Annotated in this window: 18 protein-coding genes and 1 pseudogene; 10 read left to right on the top strand and 9 right to left on the bottom strand. The window is 67.9% G+C overall.

Features of this window, described 5'->3' with window-relative positions; genetic code table 11:
- The first annotated feature begins 133 nt into the window (after window positions 1-133).
- Both ABZX12_RS12035 and ABZX12_RS12030 read left to right on the top strand, forming a co-directional pair.
- A complete protein-coding gene (locus tag ABZX12_RS12035; RefSeq protein ID WP_355692348.1) occupies window positions 134-742 on the top strand; it encodes a TetR/AcrR family transcriptional regulator in 609 nt (202 codons plus the stop codon).
- A 132-nt stretch (window positions 743-874) separates the two neighbouring features.
- The gene (locus tag ABZX12_RS12030; RefSeq protein WP_355692347.1) at window positions 875-1,180 is read left to right on the top strand and encodes a hypothetical protein; all 306 of its coding nucleotides are present in this window, start codon (window positions 875-877) and stop codon (window positions 1,178-1,180) included.
- A gap of 1,103 nt (window positions 1,181-2,283) precedes the next feature.
- On the opposite strand, the gene ABZX12_RS12025 is transcribed toward ABZX12_RS12030, so the two are convergent.
- From ABZX12_RS12025 to ABZX12_RS12010, 4 genes are read right to left on the bottom strand one after another with little or no spacing between them, the layout of a single operon-like run.
- Window positions 2,284-3,717, bottom strand: a complete 1,434-nt coding sequence (locus tag ABZX12_RS12025; protein ID WP_355692345.1) for an MFS transporter — start codon at window positions 3,715-3,717, stop codon at window positions 2,284-2,286.
- Between the two features lie 37 nt (window positions 3,718-3,754).
- Window positions 3,755-3,883 (bottom strand): hypothetical protein, encoded by a 129-nt coding sequence (locus ABZX12_RS12020; RefSeq protein WP_355692850.1) that lies wholly within the window; start codon window positions 3,881-3,883, stop codon window positions 3,755-3,757.
- Between the two features lie 47 nt (window positions 3,884-3,930).
- Entirely contained in the window at window positions 3,931-4,251 is a 321-nt protein-coding gene (locus ABZX12_RS12015) for an aldo/keto reductase (protein WP_355692344.1), read from the bottom strand.
- Window positions 4,252-4,253: 2 nt separating this feature from the next.
- Window positions 4,254-5,126 (bottom strand): helix-turn-helix transcriptional regulator, encoded by an 873-nt coding sequence (locus tag ABZX12_RS12010; RefSeq protein WP_355692342.1) that lies wholly within the window; start codon window positions 5,124-5,126, stop codon window positions 4,254-4,256.
- Between the two features lie 401 nt (window positions 5,127-5,527).
- On the opposite strand from ABZX12_RS12010, the gene ABZX12_RS12005 reads away from it, so the two are divergent.
- A complete protein-coding gene (locus ABZX12_RS12005) occupies window positions 5,528-5,761 on the top strand; it encodes a hypothetical protein (protein ID WP_355692341.1) in 234 nt (77 codons plus the stop codon).
- A 133-nt stretch (window positions 5,762-5,894) separates the two neighbouring features.
- Here ABZX12_RS12005 and ABZX12_RS12000 read toward each other — a convergent pair whose 3' ends face one another.
- Window positions 5,895-6,227 (bottom strand): hypothetical protein, encoded by a 333-nt coding sequence (locus ABZX12_RS12000; RefSeq protein WP_355692339.1) that lies wholly within the window; start codon window positions 6,225-6,227, stop codon window positions 5,895-5,897.
- Window positions 6,228-6,276: 49 nt separating this feature from the next.
- Window positions 6,277-7,254: a chemotaxis protein CheB gene (locus ABZX12_RS11995; RefSeq protein WP_355692337.1), complete on the bottom strand. Its 978-nt coding sequence runs from the start codon at window positions 7,252-7,254 to the stop codon at window positions 6,277-6,279.
- 575 nt (window positions 7,255-7,829) lie between these two features.
- On the opposite strand from ABZX12_RS11995, the gene ABZX12_RS11990 reads away from it, so the two are divergent.
- A complete protein-coding gene (locus ABZX12_RS11990; protein ID WP_355692335.1) occupies window positions 7,830-8,468 on the top strand; it encodes a methyltransferase in 639 nt (212 codons plus the stop codon).
- On the opposite strand, the pseudogene ABZX12_RS11985 reads toward ABZX12_RS11990, so the two are convergent.
- Window positions 8,449-8,802, bottom strand: a pseudogene (locus tag ABZX12_RS11985) (transposase); the annotation flags it as partial. The gene ABZX12_RS11990 and the pseudogene ABZX12_RS11985 overlap by 20 nt on opposite strands.
- 348 nt (window positions 8,803-9,150) lie before the next feature.
- Between ABZX12_RS11985 and ABZX12_RS11980 the strand changes: the two are divergent.
- The 4 genes from ABZX12_RS11980 (at window position 9,151) to ABZX12_RS11965 (ending at window position 13,333) form a co-directional block, all read left to right on the top strand.
- Window positions 9,151-9,618: a hypothetical protein gene (locus ABZX12_RS11980; RefSeq protein WP_355692333.1), complete on the top strand. Its 468-nt coding sequence runs from the start codon at window positions 9,151-9,153 to the stop codon at window positions 9,616-9,618.
- 153 nt (window positions 9,619-9,771) lie between these two features.
- Complete coding sequence (locus ABZX12_RS11975; RefSeq protein WP_355692331.1) at window positions 9,772-10,800, top strand: ATP-binding protein; 1,029 nt, start codon at window positions 9,772-9,774, stop codon at window positions 10,798-10,800.
- A 51-nt stretch (window positions 10,801-10,851) separates the two neighbouring features.
- Window positions 10,852-11,886, top strand: a complete 1,035-nt coding sequence (locus tag ABZX12_RS11970) for a hypothetical protein (protein ID WP_355692330.1) — start codon at window positions 10,852-10,854, stop codon at window positions 11,884-11,886.
- 58 nt (window positions 11,887-11,944) lie between these two features.
- Window positions 11,945-13,333: an FAD-dependent monooxygenase gene (locus tag ABZX12_RS11965; protein WP_355692328.1), complete on the top strand. Its 1,389-nt coding sequence runs from the start codon at window positions 11,945-11,947 to the stop codon at window positions 13,331-13,333.
- A gap of 61 nt (window positions 13,334-13,394) precedes the next feature.
- On the opposite strand, the gene ABZX12_RS11960 is transcribed toward ABZX12_RS11965, so the two are convergent.
- Window positions 13,395-14,219, bottom strand: a complete 825-nt coding sequence (locus ABZX12_RS11960) for an aminoglycoside adenylyltransferase domain-containing protein (protein ID WP_355692326.1) — start codon at window positions 14,217-14,219, stop codon at window positions 13,395-13,397.
- A gap of 705 nt (window positions 14,220-14,924) precedes the next feature.
- Here ABZX12_RS11960 and ABZX12_RS11955 point away from each other — a divergent pair.
- Window positions 14,925-16,868 carry a class I tRNA ligase family protein gene (locus tag ABZX12_RS11955; protein WP_355692324.1) on the top strand — a complete coding sequence of 648 codons (1,944 nt, stop codon included), beginning with the start codon at window positions 14,925-14,927 and terminating at the stop codon, window positions 16,866-16,868.
- Window positions 16,869-16,957: 89 nt separating this feature from the next.
- The gene (locus ABZX12_RS11950) at window positions 16,958-17,572 is read left to right on the top strand and encodes an SIMPL domain-containing protein (protein WP_355692323.1); all 615 of its coding nucleotides are present in this window, start codon (window positions 16,958-16,960) and stop codon (window positions 17,570-17,572) included.
- Here the strand turns inward: ABZX12_RS11950 and ABZX12_RS11945 are convergent.
- Window positions 17,559-17,906 (bottom strand): TraR/DksA C4-type zinc finger protein, encoded by a 348-nt coding sequence (locus ABZX12_RS11945; RefSeq protein ID WP_355692321.1) that lies wholly within the window; start codon window positions 17,904-17,906, stop codon window positions 17,559-17,561. The two genes, ABZX12_RS11950 and ABZX12_RS11945, sit on opposite strands and share 14 nt — an antisense overlap.
- Window positions 17,907-18,527: the final 621 nt, after the last annotated feature.

Here is an 18,527-nt window from a genome sequence, read left to right as displayed (position 1 = left end):
AAGTAGACCGAACGTTCCGTACACACAGCATGTCGCGAGCTCCATAGCCTGTCAAGACAGAACGTTCTACCTTCGCAGGCGCTGCTGATCGCTGCTCTAGAAGACCGAACGTTCTATCGCTAGGATGGCGGGTATGACCACAGCCGAAAAGGGAACCCGGCCCTCCGAGGCGAGGCAGCGACTGCTCGCCGCGGCGACCAAGATCTTCTACACCGAGGGCATCCATTCAGTCGGCGTCGATCGACTCATCGCCGAGGCGCAGGTGACCCGGGCCACCTTCTACCGGCACTTCCCGGGCAAGGAGGACCTCGTCCTCAGCTACCTGCGCCAGGTCCACGCGATGGAGCGCACCACGGTCGATGCAGCGATCGCTGACAACGCGTCACCCGTCGACGCGCTCCTGGCCATCGCAGGCTCGATCGCCCAAGGCATCCAATCCCCCGGGTTCCGCGGCTGCGCGTTCCTGAACGCTGCGGCGGAGTATCCCGCCACCGATGACCCCGTCCACCAGGAGATCATTGCCCACCGGCAGTGGTTCCTGGACACACTGACCACGATGATGGCCAAGGTTCACCAGGAAACGGCAGACTCGGCCGCGCGCCACTTCGTGATGCTGCGCGACGGCGCGATGGCAGCCGGCTGCCTGTTCGACCCCGACCTGGTGGCCGACACCTTTCTCCGTGGCATCGAAGGACTCCTGCGCATCAATGCGGAGCGCCGGTCGAACGAGTCAACCCTCTAGCACCGCGCAACACCACACAAAGAGATAGAACGATCGGTCTTGACCGCGGCCAGCCATCTCCCTTACTGTCGATGTGACAGAACGTTCGTTCCACCATGGTGGCTCGGACGTCCACCCGGCAAGGAGAACCTCATGCCAACCAAGATCACGCTGGTCATCGACAACCCCGCGAACCCCGACGAGTTCGAGCGCGCCTACGCTGACCTCAAGCAGGCCGCTGAGAAGCTCCCGAAGCTCCAGCGGCTGGAGTCCGCCAAGGTGTGGCCGAAGGAAGACGGCACCGCCACCCCGGCGTACCGCACGCTCGACCTCTACTTCGACAACTATGCCGACGCCTCCGCCGCGGTCACGACACCCGCCGCCGCCGATCTGTTCGGCACGCTCATCGGCACGGAGGTCCCGTTCAAGGGTCTGTTCTCGGACATCGAGCAGGCGTAGGACATCCCTGCTTCATACTCGCGGCTCGCCAGGAGGCGGGAGCAACTGCTGGTGCAGTTGTTCGGCGAACTGCAGGGTGCCGGCTGCGCTTCTAGCATCCGCGGGTCACTGGCCGGGCGACGTCACTGTGAGACTCGCTCGGCCAGCTCAAGGACAGTGGCCGCCGCGCGAGGGTCACCGCTCGGCTTGTCTGCGTCCGTCACGCGCGCCCGGCTCCGGCGGTCAGCATGGACGTACCAGCGAAGGGCTTCGTCGTACCGCCAACGAGGGTGGCGCGCACCTCGCCGAGCCCTCCTCCCCCTCGCCACGTCCCCAGGTCTGGGCCTCTGCAAGCCATTTGCCGAGCAGGAACTTTCGTTCGTCGCGAGCAAAGCATCCTGAGCGTCGATCAAATCAAGAAGCAGTCGAATGGCTGCCTCGTAGGGCATCGACCTCGTGCGCTCTAGCGGCGGCCGCAATCGTGCGTACGCCGTACGCGCGACAGAGTCCGCGACCTCCCGGCTCACAGCGGCGTCGAGCAAGGCCCAGCGCCGGAACGAGAGCGCCATCCGGACATGCCGCAACCCGCGGGGCGTTGAGGCCGGCCTGGTTCGCATCCAAACTCGGCACAGCTACGATCACCGAGTCGGTGCTTGCATAGGGCAACGGCCATTCGGGCATCGCGTTGCCCAGCAGGCTTAGCACAGCTGCGACCTCGGGTACCTCCTCTACGTCGGCAGCATCGACCGGGACACCGGCCAACGCACGCATCGTCTCGGCGGATAGGCCGCCCTGTCCGTCGTGGCGTCAGGGCCCGTAGGCGGTGCACAGCAGCACCTGCCAGGCCTCGTCCACCTTCGAATCCGCAGCGCCGTAAAGCGATGCTCCGCGGCGAGGTGAAGGCCGAGGTGGTGGAGACACTGCTCGGCCACCCATCGGTGTCCACGACCGGCACCGGAATGTGGAACCGCCAAAGCGCTGCGCTGAGTCCGCCAGGGCCGCCCAAACCTGGCGGAATTCATCGCCACCACGAGATTCCTCGTCGTCGACAACCACGTCCTTGCAGCCTGCAAAGTAGCGACCTGCCGCCGAGGCGGGGTCCGACCCGCCCGCCGATGTCCGACTCACCGCAAGGAATGGCTTGCCTGCATTCGAAGTTCAGGTGTGCCGTCCATCTCCAACTGCGGGACGCGTTCGGCTCGTAGGGACAGCACAGCGGAGCCGAGCAGCAGTGTGGCGATAAAGACCGACACCGCGGTGATGGCATGAGCCGAACCGAACGCGCCGGTGGCGGTGTAGTAGACGCCACCGATGACCGCGACCGACAACGCGGCGCTGATCTGCAGAGTCGCGTTGACCAGACCGCTGGCCAGGCCGGCGAACGCCCGCGGGATGTGGATGACCGTGATGCGGATCAGCGAAGGCAGTGCGAGGCCTTGGCCGAAACCGATGAGGGCCAGCGGTGCGGCGCTCCAGGGCGTTTGGCCGAACCCGGCGACGAGTCCAGCGAAAACCAGGAAGCCGAGGGTTTCCAGCCCCAAGCCGATCGCGGCGATCCGGCGCGGCAGTATCCGTACGAGGTGCGGCACGGTCAGCGGGCCGATCAGGAACCCGATGCCCAGCGGCAGGATGTCCATACTGGCCTGCAGCGGCGTACGCCCGGCGGCCTGCTCGTGTTCGGAGAAGACGAGGAAGAACGAGGCGATCGAGTAGAACAGGGCAACCGCCGCGAGCGCGATCCGAACTCCAGGCGCGGTGAGCGCGCCGGGTGGTACCAGGGGCATCACGCGGCCGCGGCGCCGGTGGCCGTCGAGCGCCGTCTCATAGCGCCAGAACCCGTGCAGCAAACCTGCCGCGGCAACCAGGACGGCGAAACACCACCAGGGCCAACCCAGCGCGCGCCCCTCGACCAGCGGTACGACGACCCCGGCGAGGCCGGCGAAGAGCAGGATCGCGCCGCGCCAGTCGAGTTTCGCCTCGCCCCGGGTTCGAGGGTCGGGCAGGAACAGGCTGCCCAGTAGGGCCAGCGCGGCGACGGGCAGGTTGATGAGGAAGATCGCCCGCCAGCCCAAGCCCCAGAGGTCGGCGGTGACGAGGAGCCCGCCCAGCGATTGGCCGATGACCGCGGCCAGCCCGAAGGTCGCACCGTGCAAGCCGAGCGCGATCGTCTGGTCGCGGCCGTCGAGACCTGCGCGGATGAGGGCCAGCGACTGTGGTGCCAGCAGCGCGGCACTGAAGCCCTGCAGCACGCGCCCGATGAGGAGCAGCCAGGGTTCGCCGGCTGCCCCGCACAGCAGTGAGGCCAGGGCGAATCCGACGAGTCCGACGACGAAAGCCCGCCGTCGTCCGTACAGATCGCCGAGCCGTCCTCCGAGGGTGAGCATCACCGCGTAGGTGGCAGCGTAACTGGCCACCACCTGCTGGCCGAGGATGTCACCTCCACCGAGGTCGTCCTGGATAGCTGGGATGGCGAGGTTGACGATGAAGAAATCCAGCGGCGGCAGCAGTGTGCCGCCGAGCAGGGTGCCCACGCCCAACCAGGTCCGGGCCGATGTCATTGTTGTCGATCTTCCTTTGTCGTTGAGCGGAGGCCGACTACGCCGCCGCGTCGAGCTCCGCCAGCTCCACTTCGCTGAGGCGAAGTCGGGCCGCGCTCAAGTTCTCTTCTGGGTAGGCAGTCTTCGACGTACCGGGAATGGGCAGGACGACCTCGGAGCGGTGCAGCAGCCACGAAGGCGCGACAGCCGACGGAGTTGAGTCGTGCGCCGCCGCTAGGTTGTCGGCCAGTCCCCCGGGGGCGAGCCAGCTCCCCCGCGGTCACCGGCGCCCACGGATGAAGCCGATGCCGTGCCGGGTGCAGTGGTCCAGTACGTCGGCGGAGCTTCGGTGTGCGGGCCGTAGGAGTCGGCCGTGTCGATGAGCTGTACGCCGAGCTCGACGGCGCGCCGTACGACGCGCATGCACTCGGCGCGGTTCTCGGGCTCGCCACAGACCCCGAGCCCGGTGAGACGGATGGCGCCGAAGCCGCGGCGGGCGATCTTCTTTCCGGCGATCTGGTACGTACCCGCGTCGTCGGCCAGGGGCGAGTTCATGATCAGGTGTCGCCCTTCTCCAGAGCAGACTCCTGGCCGTGGTTCTCGGATTCGGCGACCGACTGCTCGGCCAGCCGGCGCAGGAGGACCAGGCCGTCGTGGCTGGCACTGCCGGGCTCGGCACTGTAGACGGACAGGTGCTGCCCGGGGGCGCTGGCGACAGCCAGCGTCTCGAAGTGCAGCCGCAGCTCCCCCACCTTCGGGTGCACGAAGTGCTTCAGCTCGCGTGTGCGTGGACGCACCTCGTAGCGGGCCCACAGGTTTGCGAAGGCCGGACTGCGCAAGCTCAGCTCACCGACGACCCGCTCGATGTGCTCGTCAGCTGGGAACTGCGAGGACGAGGCCCGCAGGTTGCTGACCGCGAGCCGCGACGCGGCGTCCCAGTCACCGTAGAACGACCTGGCGTGTGGGTCCAGGAAGATCATCCGCAGCAGGTTGTCGTATCGGGCGAACCCGCGGTAGAGCTCCCGGGCCAGCGCGTTCGCCCCCAGGATGTCCTGCGCCGCACCGACCAGGAAGGCAGGCACGTCCGGCATGCTGTCCAGCAGCCGCACCAGCTCGGGAGCAACGATCAGCGGCGCTGCCGCAACCGCCCCGAACACCGGCAGGCCGATCCGGAACAGGTGCGCCGCCTCGGCGTCGTCCAGCCGCAGTGCACTGGCGATCGACCGCAGCACCTGATCGGACGGATGCCGTTCCCGGCCCTGCTCCAGCCGCATGTAGTAATCCGTACTCACCCCGGCGAGCAGCGCCACTTCATCGCGACGAAGCCCCGGGACCCGCCGCGGGCCGACGTCGGGCAGACCGACGTCCTGCACCCGGACCAGAGCCCGCCGGGCCCGCAGGTAGTCACCGAGCTTGTTCTCACTGTCCACGTTCACGACACTAATGCGGGCCGGCGCCGGACGCGTGGGTGCAGCGCACCCATGGTGAGGAGGTCACGTCCTACTCGGCGCCACCTTCCCGTAGGTATTCGCGCAGCTCGTGCTTGCGCACCCTTCTCGTGGAGGTCCTGGGCAGCTCGGCCAGGATCTCCACGTCGCGTGGCGTCTTGGTGTCGCCGGACTACGACCGCCACCCGACGACGCGGCCTCTCGTCGACCCCCTCGCCGCCTACGTCTCCGCGGACCAGCCGCGAGTACGGCGTTTCGCCTGGCCGGGTCCGACGTACCACGTCCCATCCAACGAGTGTGAGGGAATGATCACTATAGGGTAGAACGTTCTGCCTTGACCTGTTCGGCACAGAACTGCGATCCAATACGCGGCGCAGACCCCGGTGTCCGAGACCGCCACCAAGCCGTCCAAGCCGACAGTCGTGCTGGTGCACGGCGCCTTTGCCGATTCGTCTGGCTTCAACGACGTGATCACCGAGCTGATCCGAGACGGCTATCCGGTGCGCGCAGTGGCGAACCCGTTGCGGGGCCTGCCTACCGATAACGCTGCTACCAAGGACGGGCTGAACAGCATCGATGGCCCCATCGTGTTGGTGGGCCGCTCGTACGTGCGGTGATCAGCAACGCGGCGGCCGGCGATCCCGACGTCAAGGCGCTGGTGTACCTGGCGGCGTCGGTTCCCGACACTGGCGAGGGCGCGCTCGGACCGGACGAGCCCGTCGCCCACCCGCTGCCGCCGCTGCCGTTGGTTCAGGTTTCGACGGTGGCCGCGGACGGCAAGTCGGCAATGGGCTCCGCCCGAGCCTCGTCGGTGACATTGCCGAGGACCAGCGGGTCGCCACCATGCTCGAACCGGTCGGCCCCGCCGAGACGAACCCATGCGTCCCAGCGGCAATCCATGAACACTCCCAGTTGGAATTCAGACGTTAGGGCCTTCGCGACATCACCGAGTTCGTCGTCGTAGCCCTCGAGCTCTGCGCGGCTCAGAAGCTTCTCGCTCGGTGTGGACGAGAGTGCCGCCTCGCTGATTGCTTCTCCGCGGCAGGCGCGTTGTACTGCTCCCTCAGCTCCGCCGGATCCCATCCCGCATCCATTGCCTTGCGCAACTTCTTCATAACGCTCTCAGCTGCTGCTACGGCCTGTCGGAGTCGGGCGCGAGGTGGTCGCGCAGCAGTGCGGACAGTTCGGCCGCGCGCTCCGCGGCCCGCAGATGCTGTTCGGCGCCCGGCTCGGCCTGACCGGCTGAGGCGAGGTGGCGGCGCAGCGCGGCCTGCTCCTCCAGCGCTGACGCGGCGGCCCACAGTCTGGTCTCGGAGGCCTCGGCCTGGGCAGCGGCCAGGGACTGCGGGGAGAACTGGTGCCCCACGTGGCAGCGGAAGTAGCTGATGTGGTCGAGGTCTACCTGGGCCAGCGAGCCGTCGCAGTCGGGGCAAACCAGGCGGGTCAGGCGGCTCTCGGTCTCGGCGAGGAATCCGGGGTCGTCGCTGTCGGCCATCCCCATCGTTTGGGCTCCTTCGGACTTGGTTGTGCGCGGCGCGGGCTGCCAGTGCGGCACCGTCTCGATCGCCTCGACTATCTCGGCCGCAAGCCCGGCAAGCGGCCGCACGGCGGCGGCCGGAGCCGCGGCGAGAGCTGCCTGTGGCATGCCCGGCCACGCGGCCGTGGCGGGATCCTCCACCACTACCCGGCCACCGGCCCGGCTCACGAGCGCGGCGCCCACCGCGCCGTCGTCGAGCACCCCGGACAGCACCACCGCGACGGTGCTGGGACCGGCACGGCGGGCCGCACTCGCGAACATCACGTCGACCGAAGGCCGGTGCCGGTTCACCCTCGGCCCGCTGCTCAGCTGGACCAGGCCACCGTCGACCAACACGTGACGGTCGGGGGGCGCGACCACGATGCTGCCCGCGCGGAGCGGCTCGCCGTCGCGGCCGTGTACGGCCGGCAACGGGCCGGACCGGGACAGAATCGCCGGCAGCCTGCTGTCCGCGAACCTCGAGATGTGGATAGCGACCACCACCGCGGCGTCCAGACCCGCGGGCAGGCCGCCCACCAGTTCCTGGATGGCTTGCACCGCACCAGCCGATCCGCCAATCGTCAACAGTTTCACGCAGCGGGCACCTCCTTCCAGGCCTCTGACAGTACGCCCACTACGAAAGTCCCGCTCGCAAGCGCGGAAACTCTCGCCGTTCGGCGCTTACCTCACACCCGACGGTCGGACGCGCCACATCGGCCGACGCACGAACGTCCGTCCCACCCACACCGCGACACAACCCCGTGCGAAATCGTGTGCAGAACCCGCAGCGGCGACCACCGCCTGTCGCCGGTGCCGCCTACCACTTCGCACCAGGACTTGGAGACGGTTGGCCGAACAGTGAAGCTGAAACCTGACCAAGCCTTTGACCGACGAGGTCAGTACGCAGAGAGGGGTGCTGGCAAGCACGACCCCATCGTCAAGGTCAGGCCGACAATCCGTCTGCAGGCGCCGGCAGGGACGCGATCCCGAGAAACGACCGCCAGCCCACTGTGCCTCTGCCGGATGTGCCTATGGTGCGACGACGCAGGCGTCCGGACACGCGACCGTGCCACAGGTCGCCGCGGATTGAGGCTCGCGTGGCGGGTACCGGAAGGCAGGTTCAGAGTGGAGCCGGGGCGCGGTGATGTGTGCTGGCGGAGGTTCACCAGGTGAAGTTGCTGACGTTGCCGGGCGTGTTCGCCCCGATCTCGGACTCGTGGATGCTGGCCAACGCCATCCGCGAGGAGGCAGTCGGTCCGGGGCGGCTCGCGCTCGATGTGTGCTCGGGCAGCGGTGTCCTCGCGTTGACCGCGGCGAGGTGCGGCGCGACCTCGACGGCCGTCGACGTGTCCCGCCGTGCGTTGCTCACGATCCGGCTGAACGCGGCCCGGCACCGCCTGCGGGTCCGGACTGTTCGAGGCCGGACGTTCGCGCCGGTCGCCGGTGAACGGTTCGACCTGATCGCGAGCAACCCGCCGTACGTGCCGTCATCGCGGCCGGACCTCCCCCGGTACGGCGCGAGCCGGGCATGGGAGGCGGGCCACGACGGTCGGCTCGTACTCGACGCCCTGTGCGACGCCGCACCCGCGCACCTGCGGCCCGGCGGGGTACTGCTGCTGGTGCACTCGTCACTCATCGGCATCGATGCCACCCTGCGGCGGCTGCGGCTCGCCGGGCTGGCGGACGTCGAGGTGCGCGAACGGGTTCGAGGTCCGTTGGGTCCGCTGATGCGGGCTCAGCAGGCCACGGGCACGATCCCCGCCGATATCGACGAGGAGGACGTGGTGATCATCCGCGCGACCCGCTGATCAGGTTCTCCGGTCTGGAAGGGTTTTCGCCGGCAGGGGCTCGGGTACCGACCTCCGGCCGCGGGGAGGTCGCGGTGACCTCGGGTTGGGTGTTGGTGCGGCTGGTCAGGCTTGAGCAGGCGAAGACGTCGAGGCAGCGGCATCCTTCCGCCTTCGTCGGCTTGTTCGGCCAGGACGGCTTCGACGAGGCGGACGATGGCGTCGCGGTGGGGAAGATTCCGACCGGGTCGGTGCGGCGCCGGACTTCCTTGTTCAAGGGTTCGGCGGGGTTGGACCAGATCTGGGTCCACACGTCCTTGGGCAAGCTGGTGAACGCGAGGGAGTCCTCACGCGCCCCAGCGGCGGCAGCCCGGTTGTCCTGAACGATTGTCACGGAGTGGTCGCTTCGCAGATTCCCGGCAACCGAGTGGGGCAGAACGCTGTCCATAGCTGTGGAGAGCCAAGCGAACACAATGGGGGAATCGAGACGATGAAGAATTTGCGCAAGTGCTGGAAGGCGGCAGCGGCGGGACTCACCACCGTCGGACTAGCGGCAGTTGCTTACGGCAATCTTCCGGCCGCGAACGCCCAGCAGACTTCAGGGCAGGCAGCTACAGCCGCGAGCGGAACAGTTCTCAGCCGGGCGAAGCACATGGTCACCGTTGCCGAGGTCAGAAAGGCCGACCGAAAGGTGCCGTGGTCAGTGCAGATCGACAGGGGTCTGCTGCAGGGCACGTACTGCGGCGTCTACTCGACCGAGGGCAAGAATGTGGCGTCCCGTCTGGCCCGCGCGTACACCGGCGACAACATAGCGAGCTACGGCCGCCAGCACGTGACGGCGTACCGGACCCCTGCCGCGGCCAAGGCTGCGTACTACTCGATCGTGAAGACCGTGCTGAGCTGTACCGCGAGCAAGCCGGCGCCGACGCACGCCCGGAAGATCACCGAGAACCGGGTGGTCAAGGGCGCGGCCGGCCCGACCCGGGTGATCCGCTGGTACGACTACCCGCTGCCGAGTGACCCGGGCAGCGAGGCCGGTGGTTTCCCGTACGCGATCACGCTCCGGGGCACCACCGTCTCGGTCCTGGCCTTCAGCGGCTACGGTCCGGGCATGTCGGCGCCAAGCTTCGACAGGCTGGCCCGCACGGCAGCGGCGAAGCTGCCGCGCTGAATCAGCGCAAGACCGTCGCCTCCGTCCGCGGCGAGCCGGGAGGCGACGGTCCGGGCGAGTTTCTCGGAGGAACCGCCGAGTGGTTCGCAGATCAGCTTGGCAACACCAGGACAACCCCTGTCCTGTGTGGTTGATCCGCACTATGGTCGGACTGTGACGGGCGTGGACGGGCGCCCCGCGGCGACGCTCGGTGATGTACTGACAGAGCACCGGCGCAGACGCTTTGTCGGCCGGGCGACGGAGATCGGGCTCTTCCGCGCCGCCTTGGATAGCGCCGTCGCACCGCCGTTCTCGGTACTCCATGTCTATGGACCCGGTGGTATCGGCAAGACCAGCCTCCTTGAAGTCCTCGGCGCGATCGCGGCCGATGCCGGGGCCACCGTCGCCCGGATCGACGGTCATGGTCTGGATCCTTCGCCGGCGAGCGTGCTTGAAGTGCTCGCAGAGACACTGGCGATCCCGGCTGACGACGGTCCTATCTGCCCGTCGGAGGACGGTGGACGGCTCGTGCTGCTGGTCGATGCCTATGAGCAGCTGGCGCCACTCGATGACTGGTTCCGCACGCGGCTCCTTCCTCGGCTGCACGCCTCGGCGATCACAGTCATCGCAGGCCGGGACCAGCCGACCCGGGCGTGGATGGCCGATCCGGCGTGGGGAGGGCTGCTGCGTGTGGTGTCGTTGCGCAATCTCAGCCCCGATGACAGCCATGCCTTCCTCCGCAAAGCGGGCCTTGACCCAGCCCTGCACGATCGGATCGTGCGCCTCACCTACGGGCATCCACTCGGTTTGGCGCTGTTGACCGATGTGGTTGCACGGGGCGCTGAGGTGGATTCCCACGTGCTGCCCCTCGACCTGGTGGAGGCGCTGATACCGCACTTCGTGGACACAGTGCCCGACCATCGGCATCGTCGTGCCCTGGAGACCTGTGCGGTGGCCCGTTGCACCAACGAGGCGCTGCTGCGGCACGTGCTCGGGGAGAACGACGTACGCGACGTGTTCACCTGGCTGCGGGAGCTGTCCTTCGTCGAGCTCCGTCCGGACGGCCTGGCGCCGCACGACCTGGCTCGTGACGTTCTCGACGCCGACCTGCGATGGCGTGATTTCGACAGCTACAAGCACGTCTTTCACCGGACCCGCGAGCACAGCCTGGCGGCGCTGAGAACGAACGCCGGGCGAGCATAGCAGCGGGCGATCTTCGACCTGAAATTCCTGTTCCGACAGGTGCGGACGGCGATGTCACCGGTGGAGTGGGGCTCGTGGGGGGAGTACTACCCACAACCTGCCCGACCCGAGGACGCTGGGGCGATCCTCGAGCTGGTTCGGGTCTGGGAGGGCAGGCAGTCGGCCGACATCGCGGCGCGCTGGCTGGACCGCCAGCCTGATGGTTTCTTCGTCATCCGCAACCACGAGGGCGAGAACCTGGGGATGCTCGCGATCCTGGAGCTCAGCCGGGCCTCGCTGGACGACGTCAACGCCGATCCCGGTGCTCGCGCCGCCTGGGGCTTCGCGCACGGCAGCGCGCCACCGCGGCGCGGTGAGGCACTCACGTTGTGCCGATTCGTGATCGACCGGCACAACTACCAAGGACCTTCCGCCACGCTGAACGCCACCCCGATCCTGACTCTGCAGAAACAGCTGTCCACACCGAACCTGTCTTGGGATTTCCTCGCCCTGGCCGAGCCGGACAAATGGAACGCGTACTTCGCCGCAGCCGATCTCCCGCGCGCCGAGGGCGCAGACTTCACGGTCGGCGAACGGGACTACGGCCTCTTCGCACACGACTTCCGTAAGGTCTCTGTGGACGCTTGGACCGCACTGTGGGCAGAGCGCGCGTTGACGCAGGACGTCGATTCCGCGCCACGAGAGCACACCCAGCCGCTCCTCGTTCTATCCCATCCGGACTTCGAGACCGCCGTACGCCAAGGGTTCAAGGATCTGCGGCGGCCCGATCTGCTCGCGCGCAACCCACTTCTCCGAACCAGGCTGATCGCCGACCGCACCGCCGCGGCAGGTGCGGCCGGCCTCGAATCCGTCCTCCGAGAAGCTGCCGCCACGCTCGCCCACCACCCCCGCGACGACAAGCTGCTGCGGGCGGTCGACCGAACCTACTTACGCCCAGCTGCCACCCAAGAGGCGGCAGCCGCCGCCCTCGGGCTCCCGTTCAGCACCTACCGACGCCACCTGACCCAAGGGATGAACCGCATCATCTCGGTGCTTTGGGATCAGGAGGTGTACGGACAAGACCAAGCAGAAGTGAGCACTCCTTGACCTGGTAGGTGAACAAGCATCAGGACCAACCTCCGGAGAAAGACCCGAGGAGGTTGCGATGCAAGAAACACCGCGGGACCGGGTCGTCGTACTCGGCGGGAGCATTGCAGGTCTCTTGGCGGCACGCGTGCTTGCCGAGGCCTATGCCGACGTAGTGGTGGTAGAACGCGACGAACTCCCCCAGGCTGCAGTGCACCGTCGCGGAGTACCGCAGTCGCGGCACATCCACGGGCTGCTCGCTGCTGGCCAGCAAGCCCTGGAGCAACTCTTCGACGGTCTCACCGCCGAACTGGTCGACCTCGGGGCACCGGCCGGGGACATGCTCAAGGACGTCCGATGCTGCTTCGGTGGTCACCGATTGCGGTCCGGCCCTTCAGGCTTGCTGGCGCTCCAGGCGAGCCGGCCACTGCTCGAACACTGCCTGCGCGCACGAGTGCGCGCACTGCCGTCCGTGCGGTTCGTGGACCGGTGCGATGTCGCCGGACTCACCAGCACGGCCGACGGCGGCCGCGTCACCGGCGCGCGGGTGGTGCGGCGAGTCGACGGCAGCGCCGAGCAGACCCTGACCGCGGATCTGGTGGTCGACGCAACCGGCCGCGGTTCACGCACGCCGGCATGGCTGGAGAAACTCGGATACCCGCGTCCGCCCGTCGAGCGGGTCCAGATCGGGATCGGGTACGCCAGCCGCACCTACCGGCGCGTCCCTGGATTGCTGGGCGGCGACCTCGCGATCCTCAACGCGGCGACACCTGATCATCCACGGGGCGGAGCCATGGCGGCCATGGAGAACGACCGCTTGCTCGTCACCCTGTACGGAATCCTCGGTGACCACCCGCCGACCGATCCGGTGGGCTTCGCAGACTTCGCCGCCACCCTGCAATTCCGAGACATCAACGAGGTTCTGCGCGACGCGGAACCGCTCGACGATCCCATCCCGTTCCGCCACCCCGCCAGCGTGCGATACCGCTACGAACGGCTCTCGACGTTTCCCGACGGCCTCCTCGTGATGGGCGATGCTGTGTGCACGTTCAACCCGATCTACGGCCAGGGCATGAGCATGGCGGCCCTGCAGGCACTGGCCCTCCGTGCCCACGTCCAGCAGCACACGAGGCCACAGCCGGTCACGTTCTTTCGCCAGATCGGCCGGGTCGTCGACCTTCCCTGGAGCATGGCAACCGGCGGCGACCTGGCCTTCCCGGCCGTCGTTGGTCAGCGCAGCCTGCAGATGCGGCTCCTCAACGGATATCTGGCCAAACTGCACGCCGGCGCAGCACACGATCCCCAGCTCGGACGGGCGTTCCTCCGGGTCGCCGGGCTGGTAGACCCTCCCCAGGCGCTGTTGGCGCCTGGCGTGGCTGCTCGCGTCCTGAAATCAAGCGTGCCGCGGTCACGGTCGGCACAGACGGACGCTCCCGATCACCGGGCCGATAGGCAACTCCGGCGATGAGGCAACCTCAGGCGCAGGTCGACCGGGCGCGCTAGCTCGCCGCGAACCAGATGGAGGGTTATCAGGCGTTGGTCGGGGCCACGGGCTTGCCTGTGGCGGTCTCCACAACGTGCGCCAGGAAGTCCCGGACGTCCGCGAGTAGATCGGCCTGGTCGGCGTAGCCGGAAGTGCCGGTGGCGTCGCGTAGCCGTAGGCCCTCGGTCAGAACCCGGTGCCAGCGCTCGTCGTAGTGGGTCAGTGCCCAGCGGCCGGCGCGGGACTTCGCAGTCATCTCGCCGGTGACCAAGAGGTGGTGCAGACGCACAGAAGCGAGGATGCAGTGCGTGAGCAGATAATCGCGCTCGCGCTGGTCCGTTGGGAGGTCGGCGGCGGTTGCCCGGGCCAGGCCTTCGGCGTTGCTGCGCCAGTAGGTGTCGAGGTTGTCCACGGTGTAGTCATGCAGCGCCTGCTTGTCGGTCCAGATCTGAAGAGTGGACAGCTCCGGACCGGCGACCGTGATCCCGGCCTTGGCCAGTTCGTGCCACGTGATCATCCGCGACGGCGAGGTGAGAACCTCGAGTTTCCTGGTGGGGATCATCTCCGGCAACGGAGGCAGCGTGCGCGGGTCGCATGCCAGGTCGGCGGCGAGCAGGTGCGGCCCGTCGAACCGGATCGAGGAATATGCCACCATCTGCGCGTGGACGCCCCGCAGCGCCTCCACCTCCGCCGGCTCCGGCCGGTGGGCGAGCGTAGCGGCGAAGTCGACGTCGGACTCCCGCGGCGCCCACTCGCCGAAGACCACCCCACCATGGAGATAGAGCCCGGTCAGCAGCCCTGTGGGGAGCTCCTGCTCGGCCAGCACCAGGAAGCGGTCGCACAGGTCCTGGACGGGGGCTGGCAGCGTCACGAGTTCTCCTAAGTCAGGGAGCAGGAAAAGCCCACCGTAGTCAGCAGAAAGACCATGCTGGCGAGACGCTCCCGGCGCGGCCTGTGACAGTCGTTGGCCACCAACTTCAATCGGAGCGGTTGACCGGTGGGCACCGATTCGGTTGATACACCACCGCTCCAGGTCTCCCCCGTCGCCGGTGACCTGGCCGAGGCGCAGGAGTGGTACGACGTACTCCCGGCCGCAACGGGCATCGACGCCTGAGTGGTGAAAGGCGCGGGCACGCGGTACACCGGCGGGCGGCCCGGGTGGCTCAAGGTGCATTCTGTCGGGGTCGCGGGTGTACTACGACTTCACCCGTGGGACATACGACCGGGCCAGCAATGATTCGCAGGGGGCCTGACCGTTAACGACACCTGTCGGACACCCGGTCTTGCCGTCCTCGCCGGCCCCGCTACGCGGACGCGACAGTCTCCCGAATCGGCAAAGGCGAACCTGGTCGACAGGAGGGCTCAGCTGCTCTGCCACGGAAACCTGTTGCATCTTGGGATGGATCGGTCACAGTAGATGTCATGACCAGCCAGGCTGCCCCGCTTCTCGGTGGATTCTGCCTGCCCGGCGGTCGCGTCGTCGTACGGTAGCCCCCGCCTCACGGCGAGGGCGCCTCCGTACGCCCCGGACAAGTCCGTCCGCGGCGCCCACGACGACCCATCCTGGGAGACCGCGATGTCCACCATCGACGCCCATTACACCCCTGCGCACCACTTCGCCCGCGACGCAGACCGTTACGCCGCCTGGGAGCGAGCGGGCCTGTTCCGGCCACGCCCGGCAGCCGAACGTTTCGCGATGATCCTGCCGCCGCTGAACATCACCGGCGGCCTGCACCTCGGCCACGCGTACGAGCACGCCATCTCCGACGCGTTCATCCGGCACCGACGGATGCTGGGTGCCGAGACTCTGTGGCTGCCGGGCACCGACCACGCCGGCATCGCCACACAGGCGTTGATAGAACGGCAGCTGGCCGCCGAGGGCACGAGTCGGCAGGAGCTCGGCCGAGATGCGTTCATCGCTCGAACCCGCGCCTGGCGCGACACGATCGGCGAAACGATCGCTTCGCAGATGCGACGCCTCGGCATGTCCCCGGACTGGGGCCGGTCCACGTACACCCTGGATCCCGGCCCGGCTCGCGCGACCCATGCGGCGTTCAGTCGCCTGTTCCGGCAGGGATTGATCTACCGCGCCGAACGAGACACGTTGTGGTGCACCGGCTGCCAGACCGGCTTGTCCGACATCGAGACCACCGAGACCGCGGGCGGCCGCAGCTGCACCCGGTGCTCGTCGAGGATCGAGATCCGTTCCACGCCGCAGTGGTACCTCGCGACCGCGACGCTGGCCGCCTCCGCGCGGTTCGCGTTCGAATCCGGGCAGTTTCGCATTGATCCGCCCGAGTTGGCGACGGAGTACCTGCGGTGGCTCGACGAGATGCGCGACTGGTGCCTGTCGCGGCAGCTATGGTGGGGGCACCGGATCCCCATCTGGTACGGCGCCGACGGCCAGGCGCGTTCGTTCGGGCCGGACGAGGCAATCCCGGCCGGCTGGACGCAGGACGAGGACACCCTCGACACCTGGTTCTCCTCGGGACTGTGGCCGCTGTCGACCCTCGGCTGGCCCGAGACGACCGAGGACCTGGCGCGCTACTACCCGAACGACCTGCTCATCACCGGGTCAGACCTGCTCTTCTTTTGGGCGATCCGAATGACGATGCTGTGCACGCACCTGACCGGCACCGCACCGTTCAAGCGGCTTTATCTGCACGGCATGATCCGCACTAAGCACGGCAAGAAGATGTCGACCTCGTTCGGGAACACCATCGACCCGCTCGACTACGCCGACGAGTTCGGAACCGACGCACTGCGCCTTGCGTTGTGCCGCCGCGCGCGACCCGGCGCCGACCTGTCGTTCGGCCGCACCGACCTCGCCGGCGCCCTTGCGCTGCTGAAAAAGCTGTGGAGCATCGCGCGGCTCAGCACGGCGTACGGCATCCATCTCCCCGAAGGCACTCCCCCGGAACGGCAGGAGCCCCCACACCCTCTGGATCGGTGGCTGGCGTCGCGCCTGGAACGGACCCGGGCCCTCGCAACCGCCGGGTTCAAGGAGCTGGACCTGGCCGGCGCCACCGATGCGCTGGCCCGGTTCATGTACGACGACCTGTCCGACCTGTACCTCGAGGCCCGCAAGCCCTCGCTCCGCCACGACCCCGGCTCGCGCGCCACGCTCGCCGCGACGCTGGCAGAGCTCCTCCTTCTGCTTCACCCGATCGCGCCGTACCTCACCGAGCAGCTGTGGGAATCCCTCGCCGACACCGGGGGCTCGTGCCAGGATGCCCTCGACGCACACGCATGGCCGGCTGCCCGTCCCGAACGGCTCGACTCGGAGGCCGAAGCCGAGGCGGACCAGCTGCGTCGCCTGCTGCACGCCGCCCGGTCGCATCGAGCCAAACACGGCATCCCGGCCGGCACAACACTGCCGGGCCACGCGGACGGCCTCGAGTGCTCCGCCGAACTGCTTCGGCTCGCGCGCCTGCGCCAGGACAACACGATCCACGATCGCGACGCAGCAGCGATCTTCACGTGCGGGCCCGCGACCCTAACCATCGGCACATCAGCCTGAGACACCCTTGATGATCCCATCCTGGCCGAACAACCAAAGCTCTGCCGACGCCGTCATCAAGGCGCTGTGGCCAGTGGCACACTGCCGACATGGACGCAGGGATAACAGTTGTGGGATCGGGGCAGGCCAGTGCGCCGCCCGATGTGTTGCGGATGTCGTTGGCGGTTGGTTACCAGGCCGAGGATGTGGCGACCGCTGTCGCCGAGGTAGCCGAGCGTACCGATGCCGTCATGGCAGCTCTGCAGGCCGAAGGTGTGGACACATCCGCGATCAGGACCACAGAAGTCGAGGTCTCCCAGCACTACCGGGAGCCGGGGCGGCCGCTGACGTACGGCGCGGCGCATCTGCTGACCGTGACGAGCCGGGACCTGCTCGGCTTCGGGCGGTTGCTCAACGTGGCTGTGGAGGCGGCCGGAAACAGTCTCGACCTGCACGCCGTCCGGTTCGACGTCGGCGACAAATCCGCGCTGTTGAAGGAAGCTCGGGCACTGGCCTTTCGGCAGGCGCAGGAGAAGGCCGAGGAGTTGGCCGAACTGGCCGGGCGCGACCTCGGCGCGGTCACCGGGATCTCGGAGACCTACAGCCACCACGGCTTCCATGAACAGGCTCTGAACGCCAAGGCTGGGTTCGAATCCGAAATCCACATCACCCCAGGGGACACCAAACTCGAGGTCTCACTCGAGGTTCACTTCACGTGGTCCTGAGCTGGGCACAGGTGATGCAGGTACGGGCTGCGGGTCTGGCTTGCAGGCGGGCTGGGGCGATGGGTTGGGCACACCGTTGACAAATGCCGTAGGTGCCGGCTGACAGTCGGTCGAACGCTGCCTCGATCTCTGCCAACTGCTCTTGGACTTGTTGCGCCAGCGACGTGACCTGTGATCTCTCGAAGGCGATCGTCGCGCCCTCGGGGTCGTGTTCGTCGTCGGCGTTGGAGTCTCGTGAGGCGGCGACCACCTCGTGAAAGTCGCCCGTCAGGCTTGCAAGACGTTGGAGCGCTTGGCGTCGTTGCGCCTCCAGCAGGTCGCTAGCTTCCTCCATCTCTCCATCGTGGCACGGTGTGTATCAACAGCGGTCGTGTTGTTCATCAGCCGTCAAGTCGACCTGACCCGGGTCGCGGCTGGGGCACTCGCCGGAGCCACCGTCACCGGAGCCGCCTTCGTGGGATCCAACCGGATCCGCCGAGGGCACGATTCGGCGCCTCGGCCGGTCTGGAGCAAGGACCTCGTGCCTGGCCCTGTCACCACGTGGCGGGGCGGTCACCTGCGGTCACCGCAGCTGAAGCCGATCGCTATCTGCCCAACTTGGGCCTGTCGTCTCAAGCCTGTCGCGCCAGGCGGCTGGCGGGCGCACACTGGGGCATATGGGGGCAGCAGGGGGGCAGCCTCGTCTCGGCTTGCTGGTCGGATTCGGGCGCTTCTGGACATGGAGATGCGGCAACGTGGCCCGATCGGACGGCCGTGCGGTGCTGTTGCACGGTGTGGCGGGGGTCGTCCGGGGCGGTGAGCTGGGCTCGCTGCGCCGCCATAGCGGGATGCATGCGCCGACGGCCCGGATCGCGTGCTGCTCATTGATCAACATACTGATCGACCGCCTCGCCGACCGTCGCCTGTTCGTTGCGTCGCCACTGGTTATGCGTGCATGGATGACTGGCGATGTGGT

It is taken from the genome of Kribbella sp. NPDC003505 (assembly GCF_040610875.1).
GTDB lineage: Bacteria > Actinomycetota > Actinomycetes > Propionibacteriales > Kribbellaceae > Kribbella.
The sequence above is the reverse complement of the archived record's forward strand: the minus strand, read 5'-3'. Positions and strand labels throughout refer to the sequence as shown.